24 protein-coding genes are annotated in these 20,890 nt (G+C 39.1%); 11 read left to right on the top strand and 13 right to left on the bottom strand.

All coding sequences use genetic code 11. The features are described 5' to 3' along the window. Nucleotides 1-95 precede the first annotated feature (95 nt). The 4 genes from cotJC to G4P54_RS03775 all read right to left on the bottom strand — a co-directional run bounded on the left by cotJC (nt 96) and on the right by G4P54_RS03775 (nt 1,877). Nucleotides 96-665 carry a spore coat protein CotJC gene (gene cotJC, locus G4P54_RS03790; RefSeq protein ID WP_003219494.1) on the bottom strand — a complete coding sequence of 190 codons (570 nt, stop codon included), beginning with the start codon at nt 663-665 and terminating at the stop codon, nt 96-98. Between the two features lie 14 nt (nt 666-679). Beyond that, entirely contained in the window at nt 680-943 is a 264-nt protein-coding gene (gene cotJB, locus G4P54_RS03785; protein WP_024715804.1) for a spore coat protein CotJB, read from the bottom strand. Continuing rightward, nucleotides 927-1,175, bottom strand: a complete 249-nt coding sequence (cotJA, locus tag G4P54_RS03780; RefSeq protein WP_024715805.1) for a spore coat-associated protein CotJA — start codon at nt 1,173-1,175, stop codon at nt 927-929. The genes cotJB and cotJA overlap by 17 nt, the downstream gene beginning before the upstream one ends. Before the next feature lie 72 nt (nt 1,176-1,247). Next, complete coding sequence (locus G4P54_RS03775; RefSeq protein WP_024715806.1) at nt 1,248-1,877, bottom strand: TetR/AcrR family transcriptional regulator; 630 nt, start codon at nt 1,875-1,877, stop codon at nt 1,248-1,250. 248 nt (nt 1,878-2,125) lie between these two features. Here G4P54_RS03775 and G4P54_RS03770 point away from each other — a divergent pair, with 248 nt between their 5' ends. Then, on the top strand, nt 2,126-3,109 hold the full coding sequence (locus G4P54_RS03770) for an amidohydrolase family protein (RefSeq protein ID WP_167871816.1): 984 nt from the start codon (nt 2,126-2,128) through the stop codon (nt 3,107-3,109). Between the two features lie 57 nt (nt 3,110-3,166). Here G4P54_RS03770 and G4P54_RS03765 read toward each other — a convergent pair whose 3' ends face one another. The 8 genes from G4P54_RS03765 to G4P54_RS03730 form a co-directional block, all read right to left on the bottom strand. Further along, nucleotides 3,167-4,015 carry an NmrA family NAD(P)-binding protein gene (locus G4P54_RS03765; protein ID WP_167873819.1) on the bottom strand — a complete coding sequence of 283 codons (849 nt, stop codon included), beginning with the start codon at nt 4,013-4,015 and terminating at the stop codon, nt 3,167-3,169. Beyond that, nucleotides 4,012-4,455: a nuclear transport factor 2 family protein gene (locus G4P54_RS03760; RefSeq protein WP_167871815.1), complete on the bottom strand. Its 444-nt coding sequence runs from the start codon at nt 4,453-4,455 to the stop codon at nt 4,012-4,014. The genes G4P54_RS03765 and G4P54_RS03760 overlap by 4 nt, the downstream gene beginning before the upstream one ends. Nucleotides 4,456-4,537: 82 nt before the next feature. Then, nucleotides 4,538-5,122, bottom strand: a complete 585-nt coding sequence (locus G4P54_RS03755) for a TetR/AcrR family transcriptional regulator (RefSeq protein WP_167871814.1) — start codon at nt 5,120-5,122, stop codon at nt 4,538-4,540. Between the two features lie 108 nt (nt 5,123-5,230). Next, complete coding sequence (locus tag G4P54_RS03750) at nt 5,231-5,812, bottom strand: spore coat protein (protein WP_167871813.1); 582 nt, start codon at nt 5,810-5,812, stop codon at nt 5,231-5,233. Between the two features lie 136 nt (nt 5,813-5,948). Beyond that, nucleotides 5,949-6,668 carry a YebC/PmpR family DNA-binding transcriptional regulator gene (locus G4P54_RS03745; protein WP_024715812.1) on the bottom strand — a complete coding sequence of 240 codons (720 nt, stop codon included), beginning with the start codon at nt 6,666-6,668 and terminating at the stop codon, nt 5,949-5,951. Between the two features lie 144 nt (nt 6,669-6,812). After that, a complete protein-coding gene (phrH, locus tag G4P54_RS03740) occupies nt 6,813-6,986 on the bottom strand; it encodes a phosphatase RapH inhibitor PhrH (protein WP_167871812.1) in 174 nt (57 codons plus the stop codon). Then, on the bottom strand, nt 6,976-8,118 hold the full coding sequence (rapH, locus tag G4P54_RS03735; protein ID WP_167871811.1) for a response regulator aspartate phosphatase RapH: 1,143 nt from the start codon (nt 8,116-8,118) through the stop codon (nt 6,976-6,978). The genes phrH and rapH overlap by 11 nt, the downstream gene beginning before the upstream one ends. A 146-nt stretch (nt 8,119-8,264) precedes the next feature. After that, on the bottom strand, nt 8,265-8,534 hold the full coding sequence (locus tag G4P54_RS03730) for a lysozyme inhibitor LprI family protein (RefSeq protein ID WP_240939738.1): 270 nt from the start codon (nt 8,532-8,534) through the stop codon (nt 8,265-8,267). A 128-nt stretch (nt 8,535-8,662) separates the two neighbouring features. Between G4P54_RS03730 and yeeF the strand changes: the two genes are divergently transcribed. The 10 genes from yeeF (at nt 8,663) to G4P54_RS03680 (ending at nt 17,900) form a co-directional block, all read left to right on the top strand. Beyond that, on the top strand, nt 8,663-10,672 hold the full coding sequence (gene yeeF, locus G4P54_RS03725; RefSeq protein ID WP_167871810.1) for an LXG family T7SS effector deoxyribonuclease toxin YeeF: 2,010 nt from the start codon (nt 8,663-8,665) through the stop codon (nt 10,670-10,672). Between the two features lie 4 nt (nt 10,673-10,676). Beyond that, nucleotides 10,677-11,150, top strand: a complete 474-nt coding sequence (locus tag G4P54_RS03720; protein WP_167871809.1) for an antitoxin YezG family protein — start codon at nt 10,677-10,679, stop codon at nt 11,148-11,150. A gap of 33 nt (nt 11,151-11,183) precedes the next feature. Then, a complete protein-coding gene (locus G4P54_RS03715) occupies nt 11,184-11,654 on the top strand; it encodes a TIGR01741 family protein (RefSeq protein ID WP_167871808.1) in 471 nt (156 codons plus the stop codon). 71 nt (nt 11,655-11,725) lie between these two features. Further along, nucleotides 11,726-12,196, top strand: a complete 471-nt coding sequence (locus G4P54_RS03710) for a TIGR01741 family protein (protein WP_277348598.1) — start codon at nt 11,726-11,728, stop codon at nt 12,194-12,196. A gap of 81 nt (nt 12,197-12,277) precedes the next feature. Further along, nucleotides 12,278-12,826 (top strand): hypothetical protein, encoded by a 549-nt coding sequence (locus G4P54_RS21215; RefSeq protein WP_240939736.1) that lies wholly within the window; start codon nt 12,278-12,280, stop codon nt 12,824-12,826. A gap of 213 nt (nt 12,827-13,039) precedes the next feature. After that, nucleotides 13,040-13,345, top strand: a complete 306-nt coding sequence (locus tag G4P54_RS03700) for a hypothetical protein (protein ID WP_167871807.1) — start codon at nt 13,040-13,042, stop codon at nt 13,343-13,345. Nucleotides 13,346-13,534: 189 nt separating this feature from the next. Then, nucleotides 13,535-14,662 carry a response regulator aspartate phosphatase gene (locus G4P54_RS03695; protein ID WP_167871806.1) on the top strand — a complete coding sequence of 376 codons (1,128 nt, stop codon included), beginning with the start codon at nt 13,535-13,537 and terminating at the stop codon, nt 14,660-14,662. Then, a complete protein-coding gene (locus tag G4P54_RS03690; protein ID WP_167871805.1) occupies nt 14,652-14,849 on the top strand; it encodes a hypothetical protein in 198 nt (65 codons plus the stop codon). The genes G4P54_RS03695 and G4P54_RS03690 overlap by 11 nt, the downstream gene beginning before the upstream one ends. A 497-nt stretch (nt 14,850-15,346) precedes the next feature. Further along, a complete protein-coding gene (locus G4P54_RS21210) occupies nt 15,347-15,574 on the top strand; it encodes a hypothetical protein (protein WP_240939734.1) in 228 nt (75 codons plus the stop codon). Between the two features lie 571 nt (nt 15,575-16,145). Beyond that, nucleotides 16,146-17,900, top strand: a complete 1,755-nt coding sequence (locus G4P54_RS03680) for a retron Ec67 family RNA-directed DNA polymerase/endonuclease (protein ID WP_240939732.1) — start codon at nt 16,146-16,148, stop codon at nt 17,898-17,900. A gap of 1,294 nt (nt 17,901-19,194) precedes the next feature. Here G4P54_RS03680 and G4P54_RS03675 read toward each other — a convergent pair. After that, nucleotides 19,195-20,487 (bottom strand): AbiJ-related protein, encoded by a 1,293-nt coding sequence (locus G4P54_RS03675; protein ID WP_167871804.1) that lies wholly within the window; start codon nt 20,485-20,487, stop codon nt 19,195-19,197. Nucleotides 20,488-20,890: the final 403 nt, after the last annotated feature.

The following is a 20,890-nucleotide window of genomic DNA, read 5'->3' as shown; positions in this document are numbered from 1 at the left end:
TTGCACACACCTTGATTATAATGCAGACCAAACAGCAAAAACAGACCATTTTCTCTGTATGTAAAAGGGTGTAGAAAGAGAGGCCAATCTGCCCATTAGAAAATTTTCTTTTTATCCCGCTCTTCTTTTAAAATCTCAACCGCTTCTCTGAAGCGCATGGAGTGCACAATTTCACGCTCGCGCAAAAAACGCAGAGAATCGTTCAAGTCAGGGTCATCCGAGATATCAATCAGCCATTGATACGTCGCCCGCGCTTTTTCTTCTGCCGCAATGTCTTCGTATAAATCGGCAATCGGGTCGCCCTTCGCCTGAATATAGCTCGCAGTAAACGGAACCCCAGCCGCGTTGTGATAAAAAAGCGCGCCATCATGATTGGCGTAGTGATCGCCAAGCCCCGCTTCACGCAGCTGCTCAGGCGTGGCGTCTTTCGTTAACTTATAGACCATAGTCGCAATCATTTCCAAATGGGCGAATTCCTCCGTGCCGATATCCGTTAAAAGTCCGATGACCTTATCAGGAATCGTATAACGCTGGTTCAAATACCGGAGCGCCGCGGCCAGCTCGCCGTCCGCTCCGCCATACTGCTCAATCAGATACTTCGCCAGCGTCGGATTGCACGTACTGACTTTGACAGGGTATTGCAGCTTCTTTTCATACACCCACATTCAGGCATACCTCCTTATACTTGCCACGGCCAAGGCCCTTTACCCCAATTCCAATCCTCTCCCGCAGGACTTGTGCCGAACTGAAAAAGCGGCCCGTAAGAGGATTCGAACTGTCTTTTTAAGTGCCTTGAATAGCCGGAATATTGATTGAATTGCTTCAGCGCATCTTCATCATGAGGATGTGTATTTAAATAAAGGCTCAGCTCAACAAGCACAAAATCAGCGGCCTGGATTTGTTCAAGCTGTCGGTAATATTCGTCATCAACCTTTTTTGCCATATACGTCTCCCCCTCGATAAGGGTTTTCATAAAAATCATAGAGATCCTTCCAAAGGGTGCCTTTCCTCAAAGCCTCCATCGGCGAAAACTGCTCCATATGCTCAGGCTGAAAGGTCATATAGAGATTGGGCGGCGTTCTGTAAAATTTCTTTCCTATGGGCGGGCAGGGATCAAAACGGCTGTGAAAGGGTGTGTATGATTTGACAGGCGTAAACGGCTGCATATCCTTCATTCCGGCTCCTCCTTTCTCAAAAGCAATGACCTTAATAGGTATGAAGCCGGAACCATGATTATGACTGAAACTTTAATAAGGAAGCTTCACCTGTTCCTCGATCCCCGCGATACGGAGCGGGCCCAGCAGCGTTAAACGTGTTAATTGATTCGCCATAAACAACGGGCTGTACTTCATGCCGCTCTCCAGCCAGGAACAAATCACACCGATATGAGCGGACGTGATATAGCTGACGAGTATCTCTTTCGGCACCTGGAGCATGCTCTCAGATTCCTCAATCGATGAGAGCAATTCCTCGTAAATTCGTTTTTGAACGAACTCCGTCATAAGGCTTCTGAATTGCGGCAGCCCTCTGTCGCTCAGCATGACTTGGAAGTATTCGGCATGTTCATGGATGTACTCAAAAAGCTTTACAAAAGATACAGGCGGATGATCCTCATCAATACTGACCGGTTCGGCCGGTGTTTCCGGCTTTACCTGCCGAATCAAATCATCGAGAACCTCGGTCATGCTTTGAAACAGAAAATCCTGTTTATCCTGGTAATGCAAATAAAAGGTGCCGCGGGTCAGATCCGCTTTTTCCGTAATTTCCTGAATCGTTATCGAGTTGGCGTCTTTTTCTTTCAGAAGGGTGATTAAAGCATCTCTTAAATATTTGTTTGTTCGTCTGATTCTCGGATCAACTTTATGCTTTTTAGACATTTTTTTCCTCCCTGTCTAACTTTCATTTTCTTATGGACAAATCATTCGTATGTGTCTATTTCTATACATTTGGGCGCTCTCTGTTTATTGACCTATTCTCAAAATCTACTGTACCATGAACGTACATCCTGTACATGATGTAAAGTAATGAACATAATGTTTAATAATGACCTAAACGAAGCTTCGTTCCTTAAAATGAGTGCACTCCATCTGAGCTCACAAGCTATATAAAGAGAGGAGTCTTTTGCATGAAAGGAAAAATCGCATTAGAAGAGCATTGGGAATCTCCTGACTTTCCGGCTACAGGAAGCCACAATTTTACTGACGATGAGTATTTCAGCGCTGTTCAAACACGATTGCAGGAATTCGAGAAACGGATTGAAGACATGGATCGAAACGGCATCCAAACGTCAATTCTCTCATTGACACAGCCTGGTATCGAAGGCATTACTGATCCTGACAGAGCGGTGAAACTTGCAAAGCAAATGAATGATCACGCTGCGGAATTCTTCGTTTGTAAGCATCCTGACCGCTTTAAGGCATTTGCGTCAGTGCCGCTTCAAGATCCTGAAGAAGCCGCGAAGGAACTCGAACGGGCAGTAAACGAGCTCGGCTTTGTGGGTGCCTTGGTCAACGGATACAGCAACATCGGCGACGAACACACCGCCCAATATTTAGACGAGCCTCAAGTGCGCCCTTTCTGGGAAAAAGCCGCACAGCTGCAGGTTCCCGTCTATCTGCATCCGCGTATCCCGCTGCCGCATCAGCAGCGCATCTATGAAGGCTACGAAGGTCTCCTCGGCTCAGCATGGGGCTTCGGTTTTGAAACAGCTACACATGCCATCCGCCTGATGCTCAGCGGCCTTTTCGACGAATATCCTGATTTGACTGTGATTCTCGGACATTTGGGAGAGGGCCTGCCGTTTACATTGCCGCGGGTTGAACACAGACTCCGCCATCAGCGTCCTGAAACCCATGGAAACCATAAGAAAGCGCCGACTGAATACCTTCGCAACAACTTTTATCTCACGACCAGCGGCGTGTTCAGAACACAAGCCTTAATTGATACATTGTTAGAAGTCGGCTCAGACCGCATCTTATTTTCAGTCGACTACCCGTATGAAACGATGGAAGAAATCTCATCTTGGTTTGACCAATGTCCAATCAGTGAAACAGACCGATATAAAATCGGCACTGAAAATGCGGCTAAACTTTTTCAATTCAATCAATAAAAAGAAGACCTTCGGCAAAGCCGAAGGTCTTTCTAGATCAATCAGTCCAAAATAAAATCAACGTTGCCAGTATGCAGCATGAGCAGCCGCAAACTCAGTCAGTGAACGAGGTTCTTTTCCTGTCACACGCTTCACAGTATCTGTTACCCGATGCTCTGCACCATACCTGATCGCTTCATCCAGCTCCGCCATAAAGTGGGCATAATCCGCCGGCAAACCTCCTGCCTCCATTTTATGCTGCAGCTCGGAACGAGAAATGCTGACATGCTCCACCCGGCGTCCCGCCGCAGCTCCAATGATCTCCGCCGCTTCGGCATAGCTCAGCGCCTCGGGCCCTGTCAGAATATGATGTGTTTGATGAGGGACATCATCAATCAAAGCTCGCACGGCAGTTTCTGCGATGTCATCAGCGTCGATAAATCCAAGTTTTCCTTCACCCGAAGCCGTGATGATGCGCCCCTCCGTTTGAATAGACATGCGATGCTGGACATTGATGAAGTTTTGCATAAAATAAGAAGGCCGGAGCACCGTCCATTCAGGAAAATCGCGTACTTCCTGATGAAGCGCGCCAAATACAGGCCCATCCTCAGGGACAACAGACGCACTTTGCATCACGACACGCGTTGCACCGAGACGCTTTGCCTCCTTTAAAAAGGGAAGCACATAAGGAGCAGGGTCAAGCACACCAACCGGGGCAACAAGATAGATTTGTTTCACCTGTTCCAAAGCAGTCGTAAAACTGGAGGCGTCCTTCCAATCAAAATACACATATTCAGCATCAGCAAGCTCCCCCTTTTTCCGGCTCGCAACCCGCACCCTGTACCCAAGATCTAGTAAACGGCTGGCAATTCGGCTGCCGACTGTGCCGGTCCCGCCCGTAATTAAAATCGCATTCTGTTTCATTATTTTCCACTCTCCTCTGTTTGCAAAAATGATCCTCCAAATGCTTCTTTTACAACAAGCGGATTCCAATAATCCTTATAATGCATAATGCGGCCGTCTTTTGTTTCGATAACACTGATATAGCTTTGGCGATAAGGCCGCCCAGTCTCAATCACATGCCCGTCACATTGAAACTCCGCAATGATCGTATTCGTATCAGCCGACCGGTACACTGTCGGAGCCGTAATTGAAGAAAGGTGGATCTGCTTAGGATAATCCTTAATATAATTGTAAATGGCCGCTTTTCCTTCTATTCTTTTCGGTGACCCCTCCGGCGCATACGGAAACTCAAATACGGCATTCTCATCCCAAAGCTCCGTCCAGCTCTTCATGTCCTTCTCAAGCATATACGCCATAAACTTTCCCAATGTGTCACATGCCATTTCAAATTCATTCATCTGCATTCATCATCACCTCATATTTTATTTTAGACCATTCAGTCCGAAAAGTGCATAGATAGGCAAAGCATTCTTTACCCAAAAATAGTTAGTCAAGTACAGATAAGCTCACGTCAACATGCTCCTGAAGCCGGTCCAGATCAGCCGTCACTTTAGCGACAAACGTCAGAGACAGCCTGCTCTGATTCAAATAACGGGCAAGCGCTGATATATCAGTGCCTTCTCCAGTCAATTCTCCTTGATCCCTCGCTCTTAAAAGCGCCTGATAAAAAGCGTCCTCAAGCTGCTTGGACTGTCCTTCAAAATACCGGGCAAGCTCAGGATCATGCGGGATCTGTTCAATCGCGCTGTTGATGATGTAGCACGCCTTCGCACGTTCCGGATCTTTAAGGACATTGACACCTTCCTGAAAAATAGCATGAATGGCTTCCTTTACAGATCCAGGCGCCTCAAGCCTTTCGATCACGGCAGCGTTTTTTCCCTCAAGATACGTTTTCACAGCTGAAAGAAACAAATCACGCTTCGTTCCATACGTATCATACAAACTTTGGCGCGCAATGCCTAAATGAGAAAGCAGCTCCTGAAGCGACGTGCCTTCGTAGCCATATTTCCCAAAAACCTCTATCGCTCTGTGCAGAACAAGCGCTGTATCAAATTCTTTATTCCTTCCCAAATGATCATCACCTCCTTAAACAAAGATTACTACTTTCCAGACTGATCAGTCAATAATAATTAGAAAAAACACCCTTGGTCACCAAGAGTGTTCCTTTTTAAACAGCTTTTATTTATGGCCGTCTTTTCCCCAGTGACCCATATGGTGGTGATGGTGGCCGTAGTTGCCGTCATGATGATGGTGGTGATGCCCATAATTGCCGTCATGATGATGGTGGTGATGGCCGTAGTTGCCGTCGTGGTGATGCTGATGATGGTGGCCGTAGTTGCCATCATGATGATGGTGATGATAATTATCTTTGCCGTCATGATGATGATGGTGATGTCCAACGTTCTCATGATGCATGCTCGGATAACTTACAGTTCCCGGCGAGCCCGCATAGCCGCTTGGATAACCGCCGGATCCCGGGAAACCTCCATACATGCCGGATCCCGGGAAACCTCCATACATGCCGGATCCTGGGAAACCCCCATACATGCCGGATCCCGGGAAACCCCCATACATGCCGGATCCTGGGAAACCCCCATACATGCCGGATCCCGGATAGCCTAGCCCTCCGTACATGCCAAATCCAGGACGGCCGATGCCATAGCCCGGAAAAGCGCCAAAGCCAGGTCCGCCGATGCCATAGCCCGGAAAAGCGCCAAAGCCAGGTCCGCCGTAGATCTGTCTTGTATCAGTATCAGTCATATTCACTCTCTCCTTCACGTAGGTTACAGTCCAGAATATGAAAATAACTGTCAGATCGTATAGACGGCTGCCCATATAAAGCTCATACAATTTCAAGGACAAAAAAAGCAGGCCGTAAAAACAGCCTGCTCATTTCTTATTCACCTAAATCAACGTTGTGGTATACCTGCTGAACGTCTTCCAAATCCTCTAACGCGTCAATCAGCTTTTCAAACTGTTCCTTCGCATCATCTGGAAGCGTCACTTCACTTTGCGCAAGCATCGTCAGCTCGGCAACCGAGAATTCCTCAACGCCTGCGTTTTTAAACGCCTCCTGCACCGCGTGGAATTGATCCGGCTCGGCATATACGATCACACTGTCATCCTCTTCTAAAATGTCACGGACATCGACATCCGCTTCCATCAGAATTTCAAGCGCTTCGTCAGCTGTTTTGCCATCCACACCGATAACAGCCGTCGCATCAAACATGTAAGCAACTGATCCGCTCACACCCATGTTTCCGCCGTTTTTCCCGAACGCCGCACGCACTTCCGGCGCCGTACGGTTTACATTATTCGTCAGCGCATCAACGATGATCATTGATCCGTTCGGACCGAAGCCCTCATAACGGAGTTCATCGAAATTCTCTTCCGCGCCGCCCTTCGCCTTCTCAATCGCACGTTCAATGATGTTTTTCGGCACACTGTACGTCTTCGCGCGCTCAAGCACAACCTTCAGTGCCTGGTTAGATTCCGGATCAGGCTCGCCCTGCTTCGCCGCCACATAAATCTCACGGCCAAACTTTGCATAAATCCGACTCGTATTTGCGTCCTTAGACGCCTTCTTCTCTTTAATATTGTTCCACTTACGGCCCATGATGTTCCACTCTCTTTCATATATATCAATCTGTATATTGTGATTCACTTTATCCATTATACCTTAAATGGTTTGGTTGTTTCGAGTGTCTTGCGTTAGAAATAGAAGGAATTGCTGCATCTTCCGTAAAGCAAGAAAAAAGCCCTAGCTAAGGGCTTTTTTCTGATCACTCAGTTTGTGAGGGGAATGATCAATATACGTCGTGTTTCGATCCGTTGATTCCTTAAAGCCGCCGAAGTTTGTCAGGAATGGAAACGAAATGCTTCCGAACAGCAGAGCAACAGCAAGACCCATCATCACTTTTTTCTTAATAAGCATATAAACACTCTCCTTTTTGAATATCTTCTTGGGCTTTCAGCACTTTTCGATAAAACACAGCGGCGTATTCAAAATGACAGCGGCTTTCAAAAACAGCGGCAGCACTGCGGGCACACGCTTCAATGTAAGCGTGCAGGTTCTTTTTTTCGAAATAGGCCAACATATCAAAGATTTTGGATTCATCAATACTCTCTTTATAGACGGCCTGCAAGAACAAATACAATTTTTTATAAAAATGGCGAGACCCCGTTTTTGGATATGTTCTAATACGACCTAATCCTTCTTCTATAAACTGAAACGCCTTTTGCGTTTGGCCTGCTTTACATAAGGTCCAGCTTAAGCCAAACAAGACTTTCGGAAGCAGATCAGTGACCGTTTCTCTGCTTAGTTTCGCCGCTTTTTGGAAGTATTGTATAGCCATTTGATCATTTCCTGATCGGTCATAACTATTCGCAATGTTCAACAAGGAAATGGCGGTAAACCGGTCGTTTTGAATGTCCTTTGCCAATTCCAGCGCAGTTTCTAAATGCGGGCGCGCTTTTTCATAATGCTTGAAATCATCATAGTTGCCGGCGATCACAAACAAGCTTTGTATGGTTCTAATGCTGTATAGGGGATGTTTTTGATAAATGTCTAAGGCTTGAAGAATATGATACATCGACACATGGTTTTGCTTCATATGGTAATACGCTTCCGCCACTTTAAAATGGAATTCCGCTTTCTCGATTTCATCTGACACAAACGGCAGCTCTTTCTCCGCCTCGCGATAAAACCCAATCGCTTCCACATATTCTTTCTGTTCAAATTCATACATGCCGCGGAAAAACAAAGAGTAATATTTCAAAAGGCCTGTGAGTTTTTTCTGAGGAGTTTCAATTGTTTCTAGAAGCTCTGTCACTGTAGGGCGATTCCCGTATGTTTGTCCCGGCTCTAAATAATCCAGCATCAGCTGGTGCCGAAAACACATCAGAGAATAATAGATCAGCAAATCCTGATCCTCTTCCATTTGCTGAATGTCCTGCTCCACCTCCGCTTTCAGAATCTCAGCATCCGGAACACTGAATTGACGAATCATCTTGTACCATTCATTAATCTTAACACCAACACGCGAAGACGGTATAGCTTGACTCAACGGCTTCCCTCCTTTTCTGTAAGATATGTCACATTCTATCAATCCCAAATTTTGAAAACAATACAAAAGGAAGAAATTGCTTTTTCATCCTGTCAATTTGTTTTTCTCCGCAAAAAAGACCCTTTACGCAAGGGTCCCATGACATTCTATTTCATATACGAATTCACCAGCCCGTAACAGCGCTCTTTCGTCTGTTTAGCAAGCTCTTCCGTTTGGACGACTCGGGATAATGAACCCCCGCCCTCCTCATCATATCGTTTCTGGGCCGCAGCATCCCTATCCTTTATCCATTGACGCTGTTGAATTTTTAAAGCCGCCATGTCTGAAGCGGAAAGCTGCTTTTGCAGCACGCCGTATATCTCGTTCAGCAAGGCATCCCACATTTGATAGCTATAGCCATGATCTTCTATCATCATATCAAAACAGTGCACTTAGACACATGCCAAATGACTCATTTTTCCACCAGAACACGTTCTGACCCCCACCCTCATCCCGCACCGTGGTAAAATTTTGATATCGAGCGAACAAAAGAAGGGAAATGGTCATGAAAGTATTTGAAGCGAAGACACTGCTTTCGGAAGCGACAGACCGTGCAAAAGAGTATAAAGAACTAAGAACGCAAATCGTCAACTTGAAAAAAGCGTTAAAAAGCGTCGCTGATCTCAGTGACAGCGAATTCTCAGGAAAAGGCGCCAGCAACATCAAAGCCTTCTACCACGACCATGTAGGCGTCACCGACCAATGGATCGACTACATTGACATGAAAATCGCATTCTTCAACAGCATCGCCGGAGCCGCCGAGGACAAAGGCCTCTCAGACGCATACATCGAAGAATCCTTCCTGGAGCACGAACTGGCAAATGCCCATCAAAAATCAAAATCCATCATGTCCGAACAGAAAAAAGCAATGAAAGACATCCTGAACGACATCGACGACATCCTCCCGCTCGACCTGTTTTCAACAGAAACCTTCAAAGACGAGCTGGCCGATGCCAACGACAAACGCAAAAAAACACTGGAAAAATTGGACGCCTTAGACGAAGACCTAAAGACAGAATACGCCCTGTCAGAACCAAACGAACAATTCATCAAATCCGACTTTCAAAGGCTCCAAGAAGCAACGGGCAAAGGCAAAAACGCCACACCCATCCACTACAACGCCAAAGCGTACCGTGAGAGCGACATACATAAGAAAAAAGGCGACATTGAAAAGCGGACTGAGGCTTACTTGAAGGTTAAGAAAGAGGAAGCGAAGGAACGCGAGATTGAAAAATTAAAAGAAAGACTGAAAAACTACGATTATGCGGATGCCGATGAATTCTACGAAATGGCAAAAACGATCGGCTATGACAATCTAACAGCAGAACAGCAAAGATACTTCACCCAAATTGAAAACACGCGTGAACTTGAAGCAGGCTTCAAAGGGGTTGCCGTCGGCCTTTATGATTCCGGAAAGGATGCGGTCACAGGCCTGTGGGATATGGTCACAGATCCGGGCGGAACCGTTGAAGCCATTACAGGAGCTGTGGCTCACCCGATTAAAACGTATGAAGCCATTTCAGCGGCAATCGAAGAATCATACCAAAAAGACATGGTGAATGGTGACACCTACTCACGAGCAAGGTGGGTTTCATATGCGGTTGGCACTGTTGTCACATCAATTGTCGGCACAAAAGGCGTAGGAGCCGTCTCAAAAACTGGCACAGCCGCCAAAGTGACGGCCAAAGTCAAAACAGCGGCAAGCAAATCAGCAACAGCTCAAAAAGCCATAACGGTCTCAAAACAAACCGTTGATCACATCAAACAAAAAGCAAACACAGGCATAGAAGTATCAAAAAAACACGTCAAAACCAAATTAAATCAAATCGGAGATCTCACACTTGCGGATATTCTCCCCTATCATCCCCGTCACGATTTAGTGCCGGCAGGCGTTCCTTACAACGCAGTCAACGGGGTCACGCTTAAAGAAGGACTTCAGAAATTCGCCAAGATCATCCTGCCGAAACCGTACGGAACGTCATCAAGCGGAAGACGAACTCCAGCGCCAGTTGTACCGCCGGTAACCGTTAAATACGGCGAGCATTACGCAAGATGGAGCAGAAAGAAAGTGCTGAAGCCGAATATCGTTTATAAAACAAAAGAAGGCTACACGTACACGACTGACAGCTATGGTAGAATTACAAGTGTCAAAGCAGACTTGCAGCTAGGAGAAGCAAAACGAAACCAATATGCACAGACGAATGCTGGAAAGCCTCAGGACCGAAAGCCTGACGATGACGGCGGCCATTTAATCGCCACCCAATTCAAAGGCTCAGGCCAGTTTGACAATATCGTGCCGATGAATTCTCAGATTAATAGAAGCGGCGGGAAATGGTACAAAATGGAGCAAGTGTGGTCAAAGGCATTAAACGGACAACCTCCTAAGCAAGTAAAAGTTAATATAGAACCCGTTTATCAGGGAGATTCACTAAGACCTGTATTATTTAATGTTGAATATAAGATAGGTAATCGTAGAGCGAGACAAGTTACTATAGAAAATAAACCGGGGGGTTAATCTAATGGAAACAAAAAAGATGGAAGTTCTATATCAAAAGATAGCAGAACAAATTAATGATATGATCCCTTCCGAATGGAGCAAAGTTGTTCTTTATGCAGAAATATTAGACGGCTCCAGAGAAGTGTATTTTTTCTTTCAAACACCAGAAAACGATGAATATATATACTCTCACGACATTCCAGAACAATTTCTAGTTAGTAAAAAAATTTATACAGAACTATTATTAGATCTTCAAGAGTTATTTAAACAGTTACACAATGAATTTAAAGAAAATAATCCCGAAGCATGGACAAATTTGACCCTGAAGCTTGAAAGCACTGGAACGTTCTCAATTAATTATGATTATGAAGATGTTATTGAATCTGATTTGGACGAATACGAAAGACAAATGATTTGGGAGTTCAATAACTTGGGGATTTTCCCTGAAGACGAAGAGGACAAAGAATTTGTTAAGGATTATCTAAATATTAAATAATGCCATCTACAATTCAAAGGTAGAGGATCATCAATGGAAACTGAAAAAATAGAACAACTATATCAAAAGATTGCTGAACATCTAAATGAAATGATTCCATCTCAATGGGAAAAGATCGTTTTATATGCTGAAATACTTGATGACTCAGCAGATATATACTTTTATTTTACAACACCAAATAATAGTGATTACTTATATTCTCATTATATACCTGAACAATTTAATGTAAGCGAAGAGATTTACGATCAACTGCTGATTGAACTTCAAGAGCTATTTGAAGAACTAAAAGAAGAATTTAAACTAGGCAACCAAGATATTTGGACTAATCTCACTTTAAAATTAGAAAACACCGGAAAGTTTTCAATTGATTATAATTATGATGATGTTTTATCCTCGGAACTTGATGACCTTCAAAGACGAGATATTTGGAAATATCAAAATTTAGGGATATTGCCTCAAGAAGAGGACGATAAAGAATTTGTAATAAACTACTTCGGTCTATAAATCAAAAATAGCCCTTCTCTGCTGGGCTATTTTTGATAACTAAGATTTCTCGACGATTGAAGGTGAAAAGATTGAAAACTAAAAAAATGCAAAATTTGTATCAGCTTATTAGTCAGAAATTAAATGACATCATACCTTGTGAATGGACAAAAACATATCTTTATGCAGAAGTATTAGATGATTCCACAATGGTTCTTTTTCACTTCAGAACACCAGAAAATAATCAAATTATTTATTCACAAGATATACCTAACCATTACAACGTAAGCAAGGATATTTTCAAGACGTTGTTAAGAGAATTAAGAGAACTTTTTGAAGAATTAAGAACTGAACACAGAAATAATAACGATGATGTTTGGACTAACCTTACACTAACATTGGATCGTAGCGGAGAATTCCAATTAGATTATAATTATGATGATATTTTAGCATCAGAATTAGATGGATATGAAAGAATCGCAATATGGGAATATAAAAACCTTGGTATATTGCCTGAAGATGACGATGATAAAGAATTTGTAATTAGCTACCTCGGTCTATAATTAAAAAATGGCTCAGCCCTATTCTGCTGAGCTATTTTTTATAAACCAATCTAAAATAAAGAAATTTCAGAGGTTTTCTATATGAATATATTGATTATAAATACAATTAGTAAACTCTATAATGAGGCTAACCTTTCTCAAGACAATTATCTATCATTATGCAAACAACCTATAACACTACCAAAAGAAATAAAGTCATTTGTAAAAACAATGAAGATACAATTTGAGAATATAAGCATGGGTGAAATATGGCCTTCAGCTGCCTTTCAGTTTGAATTTCCTAAATATGAGAAGAATGAGTTTCATGTAGACTATACCAGTAAACTTATAATTTCAAAACTGGCTCCTGTTTATTACCTGCAGCACCAATTCACAATAGAAAATGTTGATCCCGAAAGAGCAGCTCCCGTGTTAGATGGTTTCAGTACACAATCTTATTCTATGTCTCAAAAGAAACTAGACACAAAACTGAATCAAATCTTAAAAGAAATGGGATACAACGCTCTTAATTATCCAGAAATGAACGAAGTCATTTGTAATCTTGATATAAACCCAGAGCCTTTATTCGGTCCCCAAGTCACGGTAGAACTGGCATTATTTCATGATTTGCTAGAGCTTTGTCCAGAGTAGCAATGCTGGAAGATGAGTCTTTTTTGGTGAATGAACTGAATGCATTATACAAAAGCATAGCTGAAAACGTTAACGAAACACTGATTGCGTTTGAATTTGGTATTGATGAAAATGAATTCAAAATTTAATGTAGTAATTTGGTATCCTTTCTAAAGCCCTCTTACTTGAGGGCTTTATTTTTATCTCATCTCACTTTATAAAAGGAGCATCACCTTGACAGTAAGAAAAAAATTAATAAAACAAATTAATTTAACAATCACAGCAATAAAAACAAACAATCCAAAGAATCCAACTCCAATGGTGAAAAACATATTGAAAAGATACGAAGAGACAAAAGAATTTATCCAACATTCAACAGAGGAACAATTCGAAGAAGACCTCTCTAAAGTTAAAAATAAACTAGATACTCTGACAAGAGCATATCTAGAATCAGCTAACGACTACATGAATCCTATGCTCAAAGAAATGCATAAGACAGAAAAACTACTAAAAGAGTATGACAAAACTGCTCAGTCGTAATAACCGCAATCCAAAATTCAGAAATTGAGATCACTCTAACCTCCACAACACCAAATATAACGCGAAACACCCAAACTGCCTTTTGCGGATCACACCGAAAATTTTTTTTGCGGTCTCTCAACCCCTTCCTATTAAATTTCTGTATTGATAAAATTTACATAATTAGTGAGAAGAGGAAGGGTGAGGAGTTTGGGCACGATTTCGTCTCCGCACGTTGGGATGAAAATTAATGAGTGGAACCGGCATATTCAAAAGTTTAATGTGACTGACGCTGAAATGCTTAAAGCTGAGATCGAACGGGACATTGACATCATGGAAGAAGACCAAGACCTCTTGATTTACTATCAGCTCATTGCATTTCGCCATCAGCTTATGATTGACTATGTGATTCCATCTGAAGGAAACCAAATGGAGTTATCACAATATTTAAAGAGAATTGAAGGCAGCAACAGGAAGATGGAGAAACTCGTTGAATACTACTATTACTTTTTTCAAGGGATGTATGAATTCAAAGAGGGCAATTTCTTAAGTGCCATTACATTCTATCAAAAAGCGGAAAACACAATTCCCTATATTTCAGATGAAATTGAGCGGGCGGAATTTTATTTTAAAATGGCTGAAGTGTTTTATCATATGAAACAAACCCACGTATCCATGCACTATTCTTCCCAGGCGTATAACATTTATAAAACGCACGACCTTTACTCAGTCCGCCGCATACAATGCCATTTTGTGATCGCAGGAAACTACGATGATCTAGAAAGTCATGAAAAGGCGCTCCCTCACCTTGAACAGGCACTCAAAGGCGCACGGCTGCTTGAAAGCAAAAACAAGCGGATTTACGGACAAGCTTTATTCAATATCGGAAATTGTTATCTTAAAATGAGCGAATTGACGAAAGCAGCCAAATACATGGAGAAATCGATACTACAATTCAAAAAATCAAATTTCAACAACTTGACACAAGCTTACCACGATTTAGCCTTAATTTATTTTCTACAACGTAAACAAGACCAGGCAATGGATTGTTTCAGGAAAGGCGTACGCTTCGCATGTAAATTCGGCGATGGCCTATTTAAAATTATGTTTGAAGGGTTGCAAGCGCTGTTTATCAAAAAAGGAGAGGCGTCCATTTTATTAAATGTTTTCAACAAATTAGAGACATCCCAGGGATATCCTTATATGGAAGAGTTGGCATTATTAGCCGCAAAGTTTTATACTGAAATTGGGCAGATGGATGATTCTGTTATTTGTTTCAAAAAGATGGTTCATGCCCGCAAACAAATTCAGAGAGGGGATTGTTTGTATGAAATTTAAACTGACGTTGTGCGCTGTAGTTGCTTTGATCGGTGTAAGCTTTATCAGTTCTTCCTTAGGAAATGAAGTAAATGTGGCATCCAGAAACATGACAAGCAAAGCTGCAAACGATTCAACGAACTCCCTAGCAGACAAAGCCATCTTTGACAAAGAAATAACGATTGCAGAAAACGGAACGCTTGGGTAAGGACAAGACGCAGCTTAGGCTGCGTCTTCTTTTCTGAAGAATGTGATTACAAGGTGATAGTATGTTTTACGTTGAAACTCTCATATGTAAACCAAACAAACTCATAACCGATTTATCTGATTTGCCTAACAAGATCGATACTTATTTTATACCTATTGATCATTTCCATGAACTAAGAGAAATAAAAACTAGATCTTGATTTCAACTATATAGACGGAGCCATTCAATTCAAATACGGGGATCAATATTTGCTGGATGTTATACATTGAGACCTAGTTAGTCGATCAATTATAGGCTTACTTACTGAATGTAATGGAAGAGGTTTTAAATAAAGGCGAAGGAGAAACTTATTTTCCAGATCAGCCTTTAAAACTACATATGAAAACAATCTCAACCGATTTAATGCTTTTTCATATTGAAACACAAAAAAAATTGTATTGCCTAAACAAGCATGTTTCAGTACTTTACTAACAGAGGCTCTGGCATTTTTTAAATCGATGGATAAAGTTTATGATTATCACTGCCACTATGAATTAAACAAAATAAAAGACTTAAAAAAAAGATTGGTGGAAGCGATGTATAACCAATTAAGAGAAATTGTAAATCTCTTAGAAAAGAAAAATAGCCACGGTCAAACAAATATACTTTCTGTTGAACACTTCAAAGAACAACAAGACAATCTAAATGACTTATCTGCAATAATAAACGATATGGATAACTTTTAAAAAAGAGTAAACGCATTGATCTTAACAATGTTCAAGATGCTGATCAACTCCTGTTCGAAATCCACCAAATGATGACCTCACTATGAATGGCATATATCCGAAATTAGTTTTAAATATAAAATTATCAAGAAAAACAAAGAAACTTAAGCCTTTTCTAAGTTCCAACACAGTCACACACTCCACTTGTGATGAGTGCTGTCGGTCAATAAATTAAGAGTAGTAGAATTCACCTTTGAAACAGAAATAAATACTCTCATGCACTAAACCAATATTTAAATGTATTATACTTAGAAATACACTAGCATTTAAACTATAAGATGAAGAATCAACGACCCCATATAAGAAGTAAAATTTTGTATTGAAGATTATTTATGATTATAAAAAATTAGTGTATAATCTTATATGCGTGTGGCTAGATTTTTTCGCTTGTGTTTCGCAAGTGTTGACAAAAATGGTAGAGGCATTTGCTTCTCCGACTCTCCGTATTACCATGTCGGTAAATTTGCTGATGTGTACAGTTTTCAACGCCTAATGAGTAGCCACACGTTATTAATTGAGGGAGTATTAGATAATGAAATTTAACGATATAGAAACACGAAACGACCTTGCAGATTTTCTGAAAATTCCAAAAAGTCAGCTTAGTTACTTATTGTATTTTAAAGACGTTAATAATTCATACACATCGTTTGATATAAGTAAGAAAAATGGTGGCATACGTAAAATTAAAGCTCCAACAGACGAACTAAAAGAAATTCAAAGAAAACTTGCAGAAGCCCTATACAAACATAGGGAAAAAAAGCAGAATAATAACAACATCTCTCATGCATTTAAAAAAGACAAGAGTATTATAACAAACGCAAAAATACATCGTAATAAAAGATTTGTTTTGAATATTGATTTAGAAAACTACTTTGAAAGTTTTCATTTTGGTCGTGTCAGAGGTTTTTTTGCTAACAATAAAAATTTCCTCCTACCTATGAAAGTAGCCACAGTTATAGCACAAATATCATGTTATGATGGAAAGCTACCTCAAGGTGCTCCAACGTCTCCTATCATCTCAAACTTAATTAGTGAGATACTTGATCGAAGAATAATGAAAATTGCAAAGAAATATAAACTGTATTATACACGTTATGCGGATGACTTAACGTTTTCGACCAATGATAAAAATTTTTCAAATCTACAAACGGAATTCTATGAAGAAATATCTGAAGAGATAACAAACTCTGGATTTAAAATTAATGATAAAAAGAACAGGTTACAGTTTAGGGATTCTAGACAGGTGGTAACTGGACTTGTTGTTAACAAAAAAATAAATGTAAATAGGATTTATTACAAGGAAACCAGAGCAATGGCTCATCAACTCTATACACATGGAAAGTTTGAAATTAATGGTGAACCCGCCACCCCTAATCAGTTAGAAGGAAGATTTTCCTTTATAAATCAACTAACTTGGTACAATAACAAAATAGATGGTGAAAAACATACTTTTTATAATTTAAGTTCGAGAGAATTACAGTATCAAAAGTTTCTATTTTATAAATATTTTTTTGCTAATTCCAAACCATTAATTGTAACGGAAGGTAAAACGGATATAGCGTATTTAAAATCGGCATTAAAGAATCTCTATGCAGAATATCCTAATTTAATCAATAGAAATAGTGATGGAACATTTGAGTTCAAAGTATCTTTTCTAAAAAAAACAAAGAGATTAGCATACTTTCTAAAGATTAACCAGGATGGCGGCAGTGCACTAAATAATATTTATGATTTTTATAATGATAGAAAAAGGAACAAGTCTACTCCTAATTATCTGCGTATTTTCAAGGAATTAAGTAACACTTCACCGGAAAACCCTGTAATTTTAATGTTTGATAATGAAATTAAAAGCGAGGGAAAAAAACCTATAGGTAGTTTTCTTAATCATGCAAAGCTTAATTTTAAAAAGAAGACCAAATTAAGCAATGATTATATGGTTGATATCGTAGATAATCTATACCTCTTAACTGTACCTTTAGTAAAAGGAAAATCAGAATGTGATATAGAGGACTTATTTGATGATGGTGCTCTTTCACAAATAATTGATGGAAAAGAATTCACTAAAGAGAATGACTATGATCACTCAAAATACTATGGCAAAGAGATCTTCTCAAAGTATGTTGAATCTGACTATTCCAATATTAACTTTGATAGATTTAAATCGGTCTTAGATAATATGAACTTTATAATAGACACATACAAGAAAGAACATTTAAATAAAGAACACAGTTTAGACACAATAAACACAGATAACAGTAATAAGGATCAAGTTCCTTTAGAAGTATAGTTTTTAAAAAATGGGCTTCACTATAGTGCGGTCCATTTTTTTGTTAAAAATTTTTCATACCTTGTAATATATTATATTGTTTTATAACTATAATATTTTATCTTCAAAAAATGAAAGAGGATGTGCATATGGACAAAGAAACCTTTTTTACAAATGCAATTATCAGAAAGAGTACAAGAAGTTAATAATCCTTTTACACGACTATGATTAAAAATAATTCAGTAAACAAATCGGTATTCCTTCAGTTATATCAGTAAATATGAAATAGATGCATGAAGGGGACTATCTGTATTATAAAGCTGACAAAAAATACTCTCCACTCAAGAAAGAATTTTTAAATCCTAGGAACATCCACGATGCTCTAAAAAAGCCAATTAAACATGTTGAAGAAAAAGAGTTCCTTTTTCTTAATAAACGAATCTACAACAAGGGTTTAAAGTATGCTAACAAGAGCACCATGATGAATACCGAAGTGTACGAGGAATTTAGCAGCTTTTGCGAGGAATATTACTCACATCTAAAAATGCAGGATGTAATTGGTTTTTAAAATTCACGTAATTATTACCATTATAGAAAATCCACCTATCTTTCTAACAAATATGCACTATTATTATTTAAATTTCTATTTAAAAAGGTCCTAATTATTAATTCGTAACTTTTAAGATAGAGATAGACAATAAGTGCCCTTAATTACAAAAACTGCCAACTTACTGTAGCAGCTTTTTGTATTAATCTATTGTTTTTCTTTTATTAAACAAAATTGAAATCGGACAATTCCTGTTTATAAATGAGAGTTTTTGGAAATTATTCAAAATGTTTATTTTCAAGCCAATATAAGTCGATGAAAAGAAAAGGCCGTTTACTTCTTTTGCTATAATTTCATAGCCTTCTCTCCTATCAAATCTATTATTTCTCTTCGAGTATTTATGTTTTAACCAGTCTATTAATTGAAAAAAAGCATTGAGAGATAGGATTGCCAAACTTTTGTATCTGTATTACTCTTGTTAATCACTCATTCCTCAATCTTAATTTTTTAATGTGAGTTCCGTTGATTCTGTCTACCTTTTTGCTTTCTCTAATAATATTAACATTTATTTTAACTAACTCTATTTCATAAGAATATATCAATAAATATGTAAACGTAATATTCTTTTACTGATAGAGGAAAGGTTAAATGTAATCATATAGTTCTGTACAGGAAGCAACAATCATTTAAGTCTCTCACTTCCCTTTAATCAATAAAATAGTGACATTCTCACTATAGTAGCCGAAAATTGTTCTATTAACAGTTATATTAAATCACTCCTCCATTATCCAAATATCGAATGGCGGTCGTGATTAAAGAAAGGCAACGCTTGTAAAAATAATGGTAATGTCTATTATCCTCAATATCAACTTTTGTGGTTTCGTGATGACGGATCCTAAAGTTGTTTCCGATTTTTGTAAGCTCGTGAAATTCATTTTCAAATAATTTTTTAAAGGGTTCCTTGTTACTACTCATATCTTCAGTAATTCTATTTATTGATTTTTTCTTATCTAGCGTTGGTGAATAATATGTCTTTAGTCTTTCCAAAGCATCCCAAAGTTTTTCAACAGCAATATTTAAATTCTCTTTCTCATAATACCTACTAGCTTCCTGAAGTAGTTCTTTCAGTCCTGCCTCGCCAATCGAAGCCCATGAACTATTTGTTATGTGACTAGTTACCAAGCTTTCAATTTTTCCATTATTTAACCTCAGAGAAATACTATTCAAATTAAATATTGTATTAATATCTGCCGCAAGATCACTATTACAGTACTTTTCAAAAAACTCTATTGCATCTATCACATTATAAGGCGAAGTGGACAGGACAAATTCTTTGGGGCTATCAGTTTCGACATATTTATTCTCTTTATTAAAGCATTTGGGAGTATAAAACATCTTTATATCTTGAAGAATTTCTTCACTTACTAAAACATCATATTCCCATCCCGTTTCGCTTACCTTTCTAATTCTGGAATCATATTTCTCAAAGATTTTGTAAATTTGATTTCTTGCTTCCCGTTTAATTTTAAATACTATTTCTTTCTGCTTTATCGCTTTCTTATTTCTTTGAGAAAAAGGAACAAACATGTAATTTTCTGCTTGATATATTCTCCAACTATACACATCACGGTTGGAGATTTTCTCGGCAGGATATAGTTCATAGCCATCATGCTGTAATAATTTATTTATCTCAGTAAGAAAATCCATCCAATACCCTTTTTCAATTCTAACTGCCGGATGAAATATTTCACAAATAAATCTCAAGTATATTTCATCGTTCCCATCTTTTAAATGAAACCGTTCGTCCTCAAACACCCAACAATATGGGTAATCATTATTGTTTATCGTGTGTTGCCATATATCACCTTCAGCATCTGAAAATCTATAATCAGAACTTGGCATACTTTTTAAATCATATAATCTTTTTAGAAATTCAATCTCATCCATTTGTCCGGAATAAGGATAAGTAACTTTTTTCGTTTCAAATATTTCTTCTATATCCATTCCGTTTTGAAACAAATCAAGAATATCACGCTTTGTAATCTCGCTAATCCGGTTCACAATTACGAATCATTCCCCTTTCAATATTATCCAAAAGAAAACTACTTGCATAAAACAATTTCAAACAATAAGTTTTGTCTTCCACTATAAAGTTTATGTATGCTCTAAATCTTTGTTATCAAAGCAAAGGGGCATTCCCAATCTATTTAGCCTTCTCATCAGAAATGGTTTTAATAGGGATTTCCATAAATCCCCTTCTTTATGTTTGTATATTTAACAGACATAAAACTAAACTTGGCAAGTATAGGGTAATTTTTTGAACAATAAATAGCTCTAATACCCTTTACAGAAGAGAGAAGATAATATAGCGGTCTTTTCAAAAAATAACTTTGATTTTTTAATATAGGCTTCTGTAAAATCATATTACAGTCCAAGCAAGCACTAAAAACATATACCTCATTGG

It is taken from the genome of Bacillus tequilensis (assembly GCF_012225885.1).
GTDB lineage: Bacteria > Bacillota > Bacilli > Bacillales > Bacillaceae > Bacillus > Bacillus tequilensis.
Note: the sequence above shows the minus strand (reverse complement) of the source record. Positions and strands in the feature narration are given on the sequence as shown.